The sequence below is a fragment of the Streptococcus sp. KCJ4932 genome (genome assembly GCF_004352745.1).
Lineage (GTDB): Bacteria > Bacillota > Bacilli > Lactobacillales > Streptococcaceae > Streptococcus > Streptococcus ruminicola.
This window is the reverse complement of the sequence record NZ_SJWW01000002.1, coordinates 66,756-80,845: the sequence shown is the minus strand read 5'-3', so window position 1 is coordinate 80,845 and position 14,090 is coordinate 66,756. Positions and strand designations below refer to the sequence as shown.

The 14,090-nt window shown below is 37.6% G+C and carries 13 protein-coding genes; 2 read left to right on the top strand and 11 right to left on the bottom strand.

Features of this window, described 5'->3' with window-relative positions; translation table 11 throughout:
- Positions 1-16: 16 nt before the first annotated feature.
- Positions 17-739, bottom strand: a complete 723-nt coding sequence (locus tag E0E02_RS01425; protein ID WP_043878421.1) for an amino acid ABC transporter ATP-binding protein — start codon at positions 737-739, stop codon at positions 17-19.
- Positions 740-972: 233 nt separating this feature from the next.
- Here E0E02_RS01425 and E0E02_RS01420 point away from each other — a divergent pair, with 233 nt between their 5' ends.
- Positions 973-1,833, top strand: coding sequence for a LysR family transcriptional regulator (locus tag E0E02_RS01420; protein ID WP_133017632.1), 861 nt, complete (start codon positions 973-975; stop codon positions 1,831-1,833).
- A 141-nt stretch (positions 1,834-1,974) separates the two neighbouring features.
- Positions 1,975-3,636, top strand: coding sequence for an NFACT RNA binding domain-containing protein (locus tag E0E02_RS01415; protein WP_074563425.1), 1,662 nt, complete (start codon positions 1,975-1,977; stop codon positions 3,634-3,636).
- A gap of 51 nt (positions 3,637-3,687) precedes the next feature.
- Here E0E02_RS01415 and E0E02_RS01410 read toward each other — a convergent pair whose 3' ends face one another.
- The 10 genes from E0E02_RS01410 to rfbA form a co-directional block, all read right to left on the bottom strand.
- On the bottom strand, positions 3,688-5,091 hold the full coding sequence (locus E0E02_RS01410) for an amino acid permease (protein WP_074563424.1): 1,404 nt from the start codon (positions 5,089-5,091) through the stop codon (positions 3,688-3,690).
- A 216-nt stretch (positions 5,092-5,307) separates the two neighbouring features.
- The gene (budA, locus tag E0E02_RS01405; protein WP_039697121.1) at positions 5,308-6,027 is read right to left on the bottom strand and encodes an acetolactate decarboxylase; all 720 of its coding nucleotides are present in this window, start codon (positions 6,025-6,027) and stop codon (positions 5,308-5,310) included.
- A 73-nt stretch (positions 6,028-6,100) separates the two neighbouring features.
- Positions 6,101-7,774: an acetolactate synthase AlsS gene (alsS, locus tag E0E02_RS01400; RefSeq protein WP_133017631.1), complete on the bottom strand. Its 1,674-nt coding sequence runs from the start codon at positions 7,772-7,774 to the stop codon at positions 6,101-6,103.
- A 270-nt stretch (positions 7,775-8,044) separates the two neighbouring features.
- On the bottom strand, positions 8,045-8,221 hold the full coding sequence (locus E0E02_RS01395) for a hypothetical protein (protein WP_006532428.1): 177 nt from the start codon (positions 8,219-8,221) through the stop codon (positions 8,045-8,047).
- Positions 8,205-9,440 (bottom strand): CDC27 family protein, encoded by a 1,236-nt coding sequence (locus E0E02_RS01390; RefSeq protein ID WP_074563420.1) that lies wholly within the window; start codon positions 9,438-9,440, stop codon positions 8,205-8,207. Before E0E02_RS01390 ends, E0E02_RS01395 begins: the two co-directional genes overlap by 17 nt.
- On the bottom strand, positions 9,430-10,617 hold the full coding sequence (locus tag E0E02_RS01385) for an AI-2E family transporter (protein ID WP_133017630.1): 1,188 nt from the start codon (positions 10,615-10,617) through the stop codon (positions 9,430-9,432). Before E0E02_RS01385 ends, E0E02_RS01390 begins: the two co-directional genes overlap by 11 nt.
- Positions 10,618-10,651: 34 nt before the next feature.
- On the bottom strand, positions 10,652-11,137 hold the full coding sequence (locus E0E02_RS01380) for an 8-oxo-dGTP diphosphatase (RefSeq protein WP_074563417.1): 486 nt from the start codon (positions 11,135-11,137) through the stop codon (positions 10,652-10,654).
- Between the two features lie 193 nt (positions 11,138-11,330).
- Positions 11,331-12,380, bottom strand: coding sequence for a dTDP-glucose 4,6-dehydratase (gene rfbB / locus E0E02_RS01375; RefSeq protein WP_006532368.1), 1,050 nt, complete (start codon positions 12,378-12,380; stop codon positions 11,331-11,333).
- A 169-nt stretch (positions 12,381-12,549) separates the two neighbouring features.
- Positions 12,550-13,143, bottom strand: a complete 594-nt coding sequence (locus E0E02_RS01370; protein WP_074563416.1) for a dTDP-4-dehydrorhamnose 3,5-epimerase family protein — start codon at positions 13,141-13,143, stop codon at positions 12,550-12,552.
- Positions 13,143-14,012 carry a glucose-1-phosphate thymidylyltransferase RfbA gene (gene rfbA / locus E0E02_RS01365; RefSeq protein WP_074482010.1) on the bottom strand — a complete coding sequence of 290 codons (870 nt, stop codon included), beginning with the start codon at positions 14,010-14,012 and terminating at the stop codon, positions 13,143-13,145. The genes E0E02_RS01370 and rfbA overlap by 1 nt, the downstream gene beginning before the upstream one ends.
- Between the last annotated feature and the right edge of the window lie 78 nt (positions 14,013-14,090).

The following is a 14,090-nucleotide window of genomic DNA, read 5'->3' as shown; positions in this document are numbered from 1 at the left end:
CTCTCCTAGGCCTAACTTATAAAATTTGCTTCAAAAAACTTGCCACACGTTGATTTGGATAAGAACGATTCACCTCTTCAGGTAGCATGTCTGCGATTAACTCACCATTTTCAAGAAATACAATACGATCTGCCACTTCTTTTGCAAAACCAATCTCGTGTGTCACAATAATCATTGTCGTACCACTTTTAGCAATAGCTTTCATCACCTGCAAAACCTCACCAACCATCTCAGGATCAAGCGCTGAAGTCGGCTCATCAAATAAAATAATGTCAGGTTGCATTGCCAAAGCTCTTGCTATAGCAACACGTTGTTTCTGACCGCCAGACAGATTTTCAGGATAAGCATCTTTCTTATCAAGCAAGCCAACTGCCATCAGCAAGCGAAAAACAATTTCATCCACCTCTTCGCTGCTTTTCCGGTGTAATTTTTCTGGACCGATACCAATATTTTTAGCAATGGTCATGTTATTAAAAAGGTTAAAGTGTTGAAAGACCATATTGACATGTTCTCGTAGCAAATTGTCATTCATATTCATGTCATAAATGTTTTTCCCCATAACCGCAATTTCACCACCGTCAACCTTTTCCAATTTATTAATCGTTCGAATCAAGGTTGACTTTCCACTTCCAGACGGTCCAATCAAAACCACAACCTCACCTTTTTTAACAGACAGATTGATGTTTTTTAGAACTTCTTGCTTACCATAACTTTTTCGAATGCCCTTCATTTCGATCATATACTTCGCTGTCAAATCAAAAGTCGCCAACTCCTCTTCCAAAGCAACCATACCGCAGACCTCTTTCTTAATTGATGTCAATATTTTATAATTTTCAGAATTTTATTTCAATAGTTTATGTTAGGTTTTATGACATATGCGTGGATTTTTTCTATTTTTTTATGATTTTGGTGATTATTTTCTTTATTTTCGAATCCTTGTTTATAACTTTTATTTATGATAAAATCAAAAATATGAAATATAGTTATAAATTATCTATTTTTGACTTCAAATTAATCAAAGACATTTATGAAACACAGAGTTTCTCTGAAGCTGCTAAGCTTAATAATATCAGTCAACCAGCTGTTTCTAAGCGTGTAAAAGAAATCAATAGCAATTTATGTGAGATTTTCTTACGTAAAAATAAAAAAATATCCCTAACACCTAAGGGAAAAGACATTTATCAATTTGCTAATCAGACATTGCTTGCTTTTAACAGCCTGCTTGATAATTTGGACTCTACCTTTGAGCAAAGTATCATTCTTGGTTCTGATACCTCTTATCTCAAGACCTATTTGTCAGCCATTCAAAAATATTTGCCAGAAAACCGTAAACTCAATGTCCAAACTTACAGTAATTCCCATCAGATTTTTCAAGCGCTTTTGGATGACCAAATTGATCTTGGAATTATGTCAGGTAGCTACACACAAAAAGGTGTGCTCAAACTTCCACTTCGCTCTGATAAATTGATGATTGTCGGGCAAAGAGAGCTCATTGAAAAATTTGACAAGGGTGAAGAATCGCTTTTCTTACTTTATCACATGACCAGCAGCTACCATAATTACTTAAAAGAATTTATTAAGATTAATCAGCTGCCAACCCAACACCATATTTCTATCGATAACCTCTCACTTATTGAACACGAAGTGCTTAAAGGTACTGGCATTACCATTGTCAGTCAAGACATCGCAGAACGTCTGCTTGAAAATCCAAATATCATTTCAAGCTCTAAAAAGCTAAAAGACATTTTTATCAAGACCTACGCCATCGTCAAAATGGAAAACAAACATTACCAAGACCTTCTAGCAATCATTCAAAAATTAAAAAAATCGTAAGGGGCAAACTTTCCCATATCGCAGAGTCCAGATTTTGCAATGGTTATGGTATAATAGAAGAATTGAAAACATGAGATTAGAAAGGAGACGTCGTAAACTTCTTATCGCTTTTGATGAGCTAGTGTTACGGCAACTTTAATCATGTCATTTGATGGTTTTTTCCTACACCATTTAACCAAAGAATTACAAGACGAGCTTCTCTACGGACGCATTCAAAAAGTTAATCAGCCTTTTGAGCACGAGCTTGTTTTAACCATTCGTAATAACCGTAAAAATTATAAACTGTTACTTTCTGCCCACCCTGTTTTTGGGCGCCTGCAAATTACTAAAACAGACTTTCAAAACCCTCAAACACCTAATACTTTTACCATGATTATGCGTAAATACCTTCAAGGTGCTGTTATTGAAAGCATCACACAAATTGAGAATGACCGTGTTTTAGAAATTGCCTTTTCAAATAAGAATGAAATTGGTGACAACATCAAGGTTACCTTGGTTGTTGAAATCATGGGCAAACACAGTAACATCATCTTGATTGATAAGGCTGAAAGTAAGATTATCGAATCTATCAAACATATCGGTTTCTCACAAAACAGCTACCGAACAATCTTGCCTGGTTCAACTTACATTGCACCGCCAAAAACAGATGCTAAAAATCCTTTTACTGTTTCAGATGAAAAATTATTTGAAATCTTACAAACTGAGGATTTGGCACCACGTCATCTTCAAAAACTCTTCCAAGGTTTGGGACGTGATACCGCTGAAAATTTGGCAGCTCAGCTTAGTGATGACAAACTCAAACAGTTCCGTGCTTTCTTTGCTCGACCTGTCCAGCCAAATATGACTGACAAATCATTTGCAGCGGTGCCATTTGATAAGAGTGGTCAAACTTTTGACAGCCTTTCAGAGTTGCTAGATGTTTTCTATCAAGATAAAGCTGAACGCGATCGCGTCAACCAACAATCAAGCGACTTGATTCACCGTGTTCAGACTGAACTCGATAAAAACATCAAAAAACTAGCAAAACAAGAAAAAGAATTAGCAGCTACTGAGAACGCCGAAGAATTCCGCCAAAAAGGCGAACTCTTAACCACTTATCTCTCAATGGTGCCAAACAACCAAGACCAAGTGGAACTTGATAACTACTACACTAATGAAAAAATCACTATTGCTCTTGATAAAAGTTTGACCCCTAACCAAAATGCTCAGCGCTATTTCAAAAAATACCAAAAACTAAAAGAAGCTGTCAAACACTTAACAGGACTCATCGAAGAAACAAAACACACAATCACTTATCTTGAAAGCGTCGAGACAGCTCTAAGCCACGCTTCTATCTCTGATATCGAAGACATTCGTGAAGAGTTGGTGGAAACTGGTTTTGTCAAACGCCGCACGCGCGATAAACGTCACAAGCGTAAAAAACCAGAACAATACCTTGCTTCAGATGGCAAGACAATCATCATGGTCGGACGCAACAACCTGCAAAATGATGAATTAACTTTCAAAATGGCTAAAAAAGGTGAACTCTGGTTCCACGCCAAGGACATTCCAGGTAGTCACGTACTCATCAAAGACAACCTCAATCCAAGCGACGAAGTCAAAACTGACGCCGCTGAATTGGCAGCCTATTACTCAAAAGCTCGCCTATCAAATCTTATCCAAGTTGATATGATCGAAGCTAAAAAACTCAACAAACCTACTGGTGCCAAACCTGGTTTTGTCACATACACTGGTCAAAAAACACTTCGCGTTACACCAACCGAAGAAAAAATCAATAGCATGCGCATCGAAAATAAGAAATAAGTTGCTGTTAAAATTGCAAAAAAGCATTGGCTAAAAACCAATGCTTTTTGTTTATTCTTCTGTTTTATCGATTAATTTTGAGTGACGGTAACCATAAGCAAAGTAAATGATTGTTCCAATCACAAAGGCAATGATAAAGCCAAACCATGTCTCAAGCTTACATTGTGTCATCAAAGCAAAGCAAACCACAATTGATAATATTGGCAAAAATGGCACCCAAGGTGTTCTGAATTCACCTTCTTTTGGCTCACCAAAATCTTTACGAAGTTTGATAACACCAAAAGCAAGCAAAATAAGATAAGCCAAAGTCACAATATTTACCAATAAAGCTAGAATTTCCAAAGGAAAGACCCCTGAGAAGAACATTGTGACAATCCCAACAAAAATAGTCGCTTTTTTCGGTACTTTGCTCTTTGGTGTTAATTCTTGGAATTGCTCAGGCAAAAGCCCATCACAACTGACATTGTAAATCACACGTGACAAGGCAAACATCATAGAAATACATACCGTTACCAGTGTCAAAATCACCACTACAGAGACAATATTACCAACCAAAGGGAAACCAATGCTACGTAGAACAAATGGCACCACATCAGCTGTATTTAATTTTGTATAATGAACAGTTCCTGTCAAAACCAAAGTAACCAAGACATACAACAAAGTTGTCAATCCAATTGAAAAGAAGATACCTTGTGGAATTTTCTTTTGAGGTTCTTTGGTTTCATCAGCCGCCATCGAAATAGATTCAAATCCAAGGAAAGCAAAGAACATCAATGATGCACCAGCCATGATACCAACTTTACCACCATAAATTTGACCAAATCCGAACGGTGCAAAATCACTCCAGTTTTGCGTATTGATTGCTGTCAAACCAAGAGCGATAAAGATAATCAAAACGGCTAATTTAAAAATAACCAAAACCGAATTAAATCTTAATACCGTTTGAACCCCTAACACAACAAGGGCAGTCACACAAAGCAATAAGAGAACCGGAACAATATCAATATAAGTTCCTTTAGCAGGATTGAAAGGACCACTCAAGGCAGTCGGCAAACTGATACCGAAAGTTTTCAAGAAAGCCTTTAAATACTCTCCCCAACCAGAGGCTGCCGTTGAAATCGCTCCAGCAAATTCAATCATCATAAACCAACCTGCAATCCAAGCTGGGTACTCTCCAAAAACAGTATACAAATAGCGATACACACCACCTGAATGTGGCAAGCGTGAAGAAAATTCTGCAAAGAATAAAGCTGACATGGTTACACAGATAGCAGCAATAATAATTGAAATAGTAATCGCAGGTCCTGCGTATTGAGAAGCACCTACTCCTGTTATCGTGAAAATCCCTGTCCCAACAATCGAACCTACCCCTAAAAAGATAAGTTCAGCAAGCCCCAGGCGTCTTTGTAGATGACTTGTCTTTTGCGCCATCGGGGTCTTTCGAAAAATATCCATACATTCTCCTGTTATTTGTTTGAAATCGTCATGCAATTCTTATAATTCTATCAATTCTTGATACAAGATTCACATGCACAACGTCTTTTATTTTAGGATAAATATAAGTAAAAATCAACTCTATATCTCATTTTTATCCGTAAAAAAACACATTACTAAAACAAGATAAACTCGTTTTTAGAAATGTGCCTTTTTCATATGCGATAACTAGACGATTTATTCGCTTTTTTTGATGTCTTCTTTCAATTCGTCCATGTTAAATTTTGCAAAAAGATATTTACGGTCTTGAACTGGGAAACGTTGATCAAGTTGGTCAACAGGTCCTACTTCAACCACACCTTCTGAAATCACAAAATCCATCACATGACCACCAAAGGTTAAATCATCTGAAATAAAGTGTAAATGATAACCAGCAACACTCACACCATGGAACATCTTAGGTGTCCAGATACCCACAATAGTCCCCGTGACATTTTCACGTGAATATTCAGGTTGGCGTGTTGCGACTTCTGCAAATTTTGTATTTGGCGCAGATTTTGGAATCATGCGAACATGCATGTTAGAAAAAGTCCCTTTAATCTTAATCGAACGGAACAAGTTTACCCCATCATAATATGACTCGATACGCTTTTTCAACTCAGCATCTGTCATTTCAAAACGTTGTTTAAAAATCACTTCTGCTTGATGAGGAACAACTGCAGCGTAAGGAACTTTGACATCATCAGAAACCTCAACAATTTCAGGTTTTCCGTTTGAACCGATAGCTTGATAGGCTTTACCGTCTAGAATAATCAACTCTCCATCAATAGAATCGAGTGTCCCGATTCCTAAATCACCATGCTCTAGTAGCTCACCGATGGTTAATGTTCCACCATAAAGACCAGCCATCAGGGCACTTAAGGTATTATATTGAAAAAGTTTAATTGCTTCTGACATATTCTCCTTCACTTTCGTCATTTAAAATTAACTGTCATTAATATTTTATTGCCAAATTCGTTAAATTGCAAGCTTAATAAAACTCGTCTGGTAAGATTGTTTCACCAAGTTTAATGTTATCTTTGTAATCGATTGGAATATCGATAAGTACTGGTCCGTTTTCTGCTTCAGCAAGGGCTTTTTTGAAGGTTGTTTCAAAACCTTCTTTGCTATCAACACGGTAACCTTTAGCACCGAAGCTTTCTGCGTATTTGACAAAATCAACAGGACCAAAATCAACACCTGAAGAACGACCGTATTTCATCTCTTCTTGGAATTCAACCATGTTGTATTTACCATCATTCCAGATAATGTGAACGATTGGCAAGTTAAGACGAACTGCAGTTTCTAATTCTTGCGCTGAGAAGAGGAAACCACCATCACCAGATACAGAGATAACGGTTGTATTTGGACGAACAAGGGCTGCTGAAATTGCCCAAGGAAGTGCTACACCGAGTGTTTGCATACCATTTGAGAAGAGTAGGTGACGTGCTTCGTATGATTTGAAGTAACGTGCCATCCAGATGTAGTGACTACCGACGTCAACAGTTACAGTCATATCATCTGTGATATTTTCTTGCATAACATCAATCACATCAAGTGGGTGAACCACACCAGGATTTGAGTCACGGTCAAATTTCACATCTTCAACCACATTTTTCTTAAGATTTTGAAGGTAGTCTACTGATGCTTTTGGCAAAGTGTAACCATTAACTGCTGGTAAAAGCAAATCAATCGTATCAGCAATATCACCAATCAATTCACGTTCAGGTTGGAAATAAGTATCAACTTCAGCTTGAGCCACATCAATAACAATGATACGTGCTGAAATCTCAGCGTTCCAGTTTCTGGCTTCATATTCAATTGGGTCATAACCAATTGCAATGACAAGGTCAGCTTTTTTAAGCAACATGTCCCCTGGTTGGTTACGGAAAAGTCCTACACGACCAAAGAAAGTGTCTTCTTCAAGTTCACGTGATACGATACCTGCCCCTTGGAAAGTTTCAACAACTGGCAATTTAACAGCTTCAAGCAATTTACGAATTGATTTTGTGACCGCACGTGTTGAAGCACCATTTCCCAAAAGTAAAACTGGCAACTCAGCATTGCGAATCGCTTGAGCAAGATAGTTCACGTCATCAACAGATGCTGAACCAAGTTTAGGGTCAGTTAGTGGCTTAATAGCTTTTACAGATACTAAACTATCCGTAACGTCTTGCGGAATTGAGATAAAGCTTGCGCCGCGTCGACCTGATTTAGCTACACGGTAGGCATTGGCGATGATTTCAGAAAGTGTATTTGGGTCATGCACTTCAACAGCTGACTTCGTTACTGGTTCCATCATCGCAACGTTTTTCATTGATTGGTGTGAACGTTTCAACAAGTCACAACGTTTTACTTGTCCTGAGATGGCAAGAACTGGGTCACCTTCATCAGTCGCCGTTACAAGACCAGTTGCTAAGTTTGACACACCAGGACCACTTGTTGTAATTACAACACCTGGATTACCTGTGATACGTCCGATACCTTGCGCCATAAAGGCTGCATTTTGCTCATGACGTGCAACAATCAATTTTGGACCTTTGTCTTCAAGTGTATCGAAAACACGGTCAATTTTTGCGCCCGGAATACCAAAAACGTATTCGACGTCATGATTAATAAGGCTATCTACAACAAGATCAGCCCCATATTGCTTTTGTTCAGTCATTTTATCTCCTATATGTCTTTAGATGACTAATTAAGAACAGATTTTAAAGTTCCAATACATCACAATTTCAAGAAAATCTGGCGATAAAATTAGTCAAATCTAAATCACAAATTTTTATTTTTTCACAAATATGAATCAATTATACCATAGTTTTACGAAAAGTTTGTGAAATTTCGCTTGTGAAATTTTTATTTATCTTTCTAAAGTAAGATTGAAAACATTCTTGAAAATTACAAGAAAAAACACGACGAAATTGTCGCGCTTTTTACTCTATTTTTTTCGTCTTGTTCTAACAAAATCATAGATGGTCATCAAGATAAAACCACCAAATACCACAAGAATATTGCGAAGTGGTTCACCACTTTGATCAAAGAATGATAGCAAAACAAAAATGATAATAACCGTTATCAGGTTACTAGCCAAAAGACTCTTAAAATTCATCTTCATTTAAAAATTCCACCATATTGACATCATCTGGAACCATGGTTAAGTAACGTTTAGCCACATCTTTGGCACGATCTGTATAACCAAATTCGCGCAAAATATAAGCATAGTCTTGCAAGAATTCTGGATTATCTGCCAAATCCGTTGCCAAATCATCATAAATCTTGAGGGCTTTTTTATCAGCTTCAAGCGCTTGATAGGCTTTGGCAATGTTCCATTTAGTAAGGACATTATCAATGTTGTCACGATTAAGGGCAACAACATCGTCATAGCGTTCTTCTTCTAAGTACAAGTTAGTCAAACGCATCAAAACATCTTCATCGTCAACCGCTACGTCTTTAGCTTTCAAAAGATAGCTTTCGGCTTGTTTGGTATCGTGTAATTCATATGAAAATTGTGATGCTGCGAGCAAAAGATTGGTATCAAATTCATTTTTAGCCAAACCTTTTTGCACCAAACGAAGTGCTTCTTCAGTTTTATTTTCTTCATGAAGAGATTGTGCGTAAACATACTCATACCCTTCAAAGTCAGGATTCATTGTCTCCAATTGTTTGAAGTAAATATTTGCTTTTTGGTATTCATCTTGATCATACAAAATTGTCGCTAATTCAAAGATTGTATTGTCATCGTATTCAATCTCAACAGCTTTTTCAAGAAACTCGATAGCTGCTTCAAATTTTCCGAGACTGGCATAAGCACGACCGATACGTTGATAAGTTGACACACCAGTTAGTTCAAGAATATCTCGATTATCTAGCTTAGCGTATTCTTTGATAGCTTGATTGTAATTACCAAGTTCCATTTCGATTTCAGCCAAACCAAAAATAACCAAAGGTTCATCACTAATCTGACTCGCTTGGAGAAGTTTTTCACGCGCAACGTCAGCTAGCCCTTCCATTTCATAGATATCTGCCATAACAAGCAAAGCAGACAAATAAGCATCGCTCTCAGGCGAAATAGCATCAAGATACAAGAAAGCACCTTCGATGTCACCATCTTCAGTCGCAATCTGAGCTAAGTTGATATTAACTTCAGGATAATCTTCACGTTCTTGCAAATAAATTTCTTTTGCTTGTGGCAAGAAACCAATGCTCTCAAGATACTCTGCTAATTCCAAAAGAGTCTCAGCATCGTCTTCTTTCAAAGCTCGTTTAAAATATTTATTAGCGTGCTCTAAATCTTGACTCTGAATTGAGGCAACCATTTTTTCACTATTTAACATCTTTTGATTCTTCTTCTCCTTCTTCTACAATTAACTCTTCTTCATATAAACCACTGACAGCTTTGTACCAGTCAAAAATTTCTTTAACAACCACCTTGATAGAGGCATAAACCGGAATTCCAAGGAACACTCCCCAAATACCAAACATTGAGCCAGACGTTAGCAAAATAAACATAATGGTAATCGGATGGATGCTTAGCTTGCTTCCCAAAACCAAAGGTGCTACAAAACGCCCTTCAATCGTTTGTTCAACCACGAAGGTCACAAGAACCTTAATCAGCATAATTGGTCCTTGAACAATCCCCATAATCACAACCGGAACCATAGCTAAGAAACTACCAAGATATGGAATCATATTAAGGAACCCTGCAATAATACCAAAAGTTGCCGCATAACGCAAACCAATCATATTAAAGAAGATTGTGAACATGATTCCAACAACAATCGCAACGGTTACTTGACCTTGAACATAACCAGCAAGCTGCTTGTTGATATCTCCAAGAATACGTGACGTTGGACGACGCATTCTAGTCGGAAGTGCCTTAATTAACCCCTCTTTCATCTTATGACTATCTCTTAAGAAATAAAAGAGAATGAACGGTGACATAATGATAGCTAAGGTCACGCGAGCAATGGCGCTAGCAAAGCTTGATGCCCAGTCAATTGCATTCTTAGAAAAGCTTTCCGCATAATCAACAGCTTTATCACTGATATTAGCTAGCATATCTTGCAATTCTGACTGATAATTAGCCAACCAAGGACTCTTCAAAAGCTTAGAGCTTTCGACGTTAACACTTTTAACATAAGCAGGCAAATTCTCAACAAATGAGGTTAATTGCCCTTCAATCATGGGAATAAAACTTGCAACAGCCCAAATGAGTAAAGCCACAATAACAGCATAAACAATGAAAATTGAAGCCGTTCGATTAACACCACGTCGTTCAATCAATCCAACCAAAGGCTTAATCAGGTAGTAAAGAATTGCCGAAATCACCAAAGGAAGCATGATGATGGCTAAAAAAGACAGAACAGGTTTAAATAGAAATGAAATCTTAGTGAACAAATAAAGGGTCAAAAAGACAAGAAAAGTGACCATAACTGCCACAGTAGCTTGACTGTTTAAAACCCATTTAAAAAACCAAGACTCCGTAAATTTCTTTTCTTGATGACGATCCATAAAAACTCCTCTCTTTAGACAACTTCAATAAGGACTACTTATCGCCATAAAAAGTAACACTCTTATCTACTAAGCGTTGCTTGTCATCATAAGTAAACTTAGCTGAGAAGAATGGCACATCATCTAAAATCCACTTAAAGATTTCATAGTCACCTTCCCAAGTTGGTTTTGATAGCACCTTATCATAAGGAACCCACTCAAGAGTACCCTCACGTGATTCTTCGTCAGAGATTAATTCACCTTCAAAATCTGTCACCTTAAAGACGTAGGTATACCAATCGTGACCAGGCGTAAATTCAGGGAAAGTAATCACACCTTTAAAATCCATTTCCTTAACCGTAAAATGCGTTTCTTCAAAAATTTCACGTTTGGCACATTCATCAGGCGTTTCACCCGCTTCAAGTTTACCACCAACCGAAATCCATTTTCCCTCATGAACATCATTAGGCTTTTTATTACGATGCAAAAGCAATAGTGCCTCACCGTTATCAATATAACAAATCGTCGCTAACTTCGTCATCTTTCTCTTCTTTCTCGTTTTCTTCTATTGTACCAGAAAACCAAACACAATTCTTGAATCAAAGCATAACTTGTAAAATAATTCTAGGTTTTTATAGATATTTTTCAATTAACCCTATCTTAGCTTTACTTTTTTCTCAAAAGATAAAAAAAGCCCCGCAGCAAGCGTGGCTTGATACGATAGGCTTTTTAAATTATTTATCAAGAACTTTTTGTGTTTTAGCGTAGTTAGCTTCAACAGCTTCTTTTTCAGCTTTCCACCAATCTTGGTTATCTGTATACCATTTGATTGTTGCTTCAAGTCCTTCTTCAAAGTTAGTATATTTTGGTTCCCAACCAAGTTCTTCACGAAGTTTAGTTGAGTCGATAGCGTAACGAAGATCGTGACCTGCACGGTCTGTTACGTGATCGTAGGCATCTTTTGGTTGACCCATTTTTTCAAGGATAAGTTCAAGAACTTCTTTGTTGTTCTTTTCGCCATCTGCACCGATAAGGTAAGTTTCACCGATACGTCCTTTTGTCAAGATTGCCCAAACACCAGTTGAGTGGTCGTTTGTGTGAATCCAGTCACGAACGTTTTTACCATCACCGTAAAGTTTTGGTTTAATTCCTGACAAGATGTTTGTGATTTGACGAGGAATGAATTTTTCGATGTGTTGGTATGGTCCATAGTTGTTAGAGCAGTTAGAGATAGTTGCTTTAACGCCAAATGAACGTACCCAAGCTTTAACGATCAAATCTGATGCTGCTTTTGTTGATGAGTATGGTGAACTTGGGTTGTATTTAGTTTCAGCAGTAAATTTTTCACCTGGACCTTCACCATGTCCTGGAAGGTCTTCACGAAGTGGAAGGTCTCCGTAAACTTCGTCAGTTGATACGTGGTGAAAACGGATATCGTATTTACGAGCTGCTTCCAAAAGTGTGTATGTACCAACAAAGTTTGTTTGGATGAATGGACTTGGATCTTTTAGTGAGTTATCGTTGTGGCTTTCTGCAGCGTAGTGAACGATTGCATCAGCTTTAGCAGCCAATTTGTCAACCAATTCTGCGTCAGCGATATCACCAACAACCAACTCAACACGGTCACCAAGGATTTCTTCTAAGTTTGCACGGTTACCAGCGTATGTTAATTTATCAAGAACGGTAACGTGTACATCTGGGTGGTTATTGTAAACATAGTGTACGAAGTTTGAACCGATGAAACCTGCACCACCGGTTACAATGATATTTTTGTATTCAGACATAATTTAAGATACAAAGGGACATTTCGCTCGCGAAAAATCTCATAGAAAAATAGGAAATCTGACGCAGACGACTAGCGTCTAGGAAGATTTATCTTTTTTCTTAGAGATTTAGTCCCGTGTTCAGTTTCTTAAAACTGAACACTCCTTTCTGATTAATTTTTTATTTTTATTACAAATCTTTTTTGCTTAATGGTTTAACATCTTTAAGCATTGGGTGATTTTTATCTGCTTCAGAAACTTCTGCTGCTTCCAAGTTTTCCCATTTGATTCCAAGAGTTGGATCAGCGTAGTTTACAAAAGCGTATTTTGGTTTAAGTTCAAGTGCCCAGTAGTCGTTAACCAAGTAGCTGTATGATACTTTATCAGACAATACTTGGAAACCGTTAGCGACACCACGTGGTACAAAGATACCTTTTGAAGCATCGATAACTGTTTGGTAAACATGACCAAAGCTGTCACCTTCACGTAAGTCAACCCATGAACCTAGGACTTTACCTTCGTCAGCAACTGAGATGTATTTATCCCATGGTTCTGCGTGAAGTCCACGCAAAACGTTTTTATGTGAAAAGCTAACGTTATTTTGTAATTTTCCTTCTGCAAAGAATGATTCTGGGAAACCAAGAGGAAGCATTTTTTCTTTTTGGAAGTTTTCTTTAAACCATCCGCGGTTGTCACCGTGAACAGGAATATCAAATTCGATCATTCCTGGGATGGCTTCAATTTTACGTGCTGCTAATTCTTTACCAAAAAACTGTTCTGTCATTAGTCTTCTCCAATCAAACGGAGCAAGTATTTTCCGTATTCGTTTTTCTTAAGTGGTTGTGCAAGGTTGTAAACATCTTCTTTTGTGATGTAACCCATGCGGTATGCGATTTCTTCCAAGTTTGCCACTTGAAGGTTTTGCATACGTTGCACTGTTTCGATGTATTGAGCTGCTTCAAGAAGGCTTTCGTGTGTTCCTGTATCAAGCCATGCAAAGCCACGTCCCATAACTTCTACAGAAAGGTCGCCACGTTCAAGATAGGCTTTGTTAACATCTGTGATTTCAAGTTCGCCACGTGCACTTGGTTTGATGTTCTTAGCAATTTCCACAACATCGTTATCGTAGAAGTAAAGACCTGTTACAGCATAGTGTGATTTTGGATGTTCTGGTTTTTCTTCTATTGAGATAGCGTTGAAATCTTCATCAAACTCAACAACACCAAAACGTTCTGGGTCTTTTACTTGGTAACCAAAGACAGTAGCACCTTTTTCTTTGCTTGCTGCTTTTTGAAGCATTTTACTTAGACCTGCTCCATGGTAAATGTTGTCTCCTAATACAAGAGCAACATTGTCATCTCCGATAAATTCTTCACCGATGATAAAGGCTTGTGCCAATCCATCTGGACTTGGTTGTACAGCGTAAGAAAGTGAAATACCAAATTCTGAACCATCGCCAAGTAGTTCTTCAAAACGATGAATATCAGTTGGTGTTGAGATAATTAAGATGTCTCGAATACCAGCCAACATCAATGTTGATAGTGGATAATAAATCATTGGTTTATCATACACTGGCATAAGTTGTTTTGAAGCCGCACGAGTCAAAGGATACAAACGTGTTCCTGAACCTCCTGCAAGAATAATACCTTTCATAGTTAGGTCTCCCTCTTTATTAATAAATTATCAATTATCAGAACTATTCTATCATTTTTTGCAAATGCTGTCACTAAA

What these genes read in the sequence shown, in the direction of transcription:
- E0E02_RS01425 (WP_043878421.1), bottom strand. Translation starts at nt 739, where the DNA reads ATGATCGAAATGAAGGGCATTCGAAAAAGTTATGGTAAGCAAGAAGTT.
- E0E02_RS01420 (WP_133017632.1), top strand. Translation starts at nt 973, where the DNA reads ATGAAATATAGTTATAAATTATCTATTTTTGACTTCAAATTAATCAAA.
- E0E02_RS01415 (WP_074563425.1), top strand. Translation starts at nt 1,975, where the DNA reads ATGTCATTTGATGGTTTTTTCCTACACCATTTAACCAAAGAATTACAA.
- E0E02_RS01410 (WP_074563424.1), bottom strand. Translation starts at nt 5,091, where the DNA reads ATGGATATTTTTCGAAAGACCCCGATGGCGCAAAAGACAAGTCATCTA.
- budA (WP_039697121.1), bottom strand. Translation starts at nt 6,027, where the DNA reads ATGTCAGAAGCAATTAAACTTTTTCAATATAATACCTTAAGTGCCCTG.
- alsS (WP_133017631.1), bottom strand. Translation starts at nt 7,774, where the DNA reads ATGACTGAACAAAAGCAATATGGGGCTGATCTTGTTGTAGATAGCCTT.
- E0E02_RS01395 (WP_006532428.1), bottom strand. Translation starts at nt 8,221, where the DNA reads ATGAAGATGAATTTTAAGAGTCTTTTGGCTAGTAACCTGATAACGGTT.
- E0E02_RS01390 (WP_074563420.1), bottom strand. Translation starts at nt 9,440, where the DNA reads ATGTTAAATAGTGAAAAAATGGTTGCCTCAATTCAGAGTCAAGATTTA.
- E0E02_RS01385 (WP_133017630.1), bottom strand. Translation starts at nt 10,617, where the DNA reads ATGGATCGTCATCAAGAAAAGAAATTTACGGAGTCTTGGTTTTTTAAA.
- E0E02_RS01380 (WP_074563417.1), bottom strand. Translation starts at nt 11,137, where the DNA reads ATGACGAAGTTAGCGACGATTTGTTATATTGATAACGGTGAGGCACTA.
- rfbB (WP_006532368.1), bottom strand. Translation starts at nt 12,380, where the DNA reads ATGTCTGAATACAAAAATATCATTGTAACCGGTGGTGCAGGTTTCATC.
- E0E02_RS01370 (WP_074563416.1), bottom strand. Translation starts at nt 13,143, where the DNA reads ATGACAGAACAGTTTTTTGGTAAAGAATTAGCAGCACGTAAAATTGAA.
- rfbA (WP_074482010.1), bottom strand. Translation starts at nt 14,012, where the DNA reads ATGAAAGGTATTATTCTTGCAGGAGGTTCAGGAACACGTTTGTATCCT.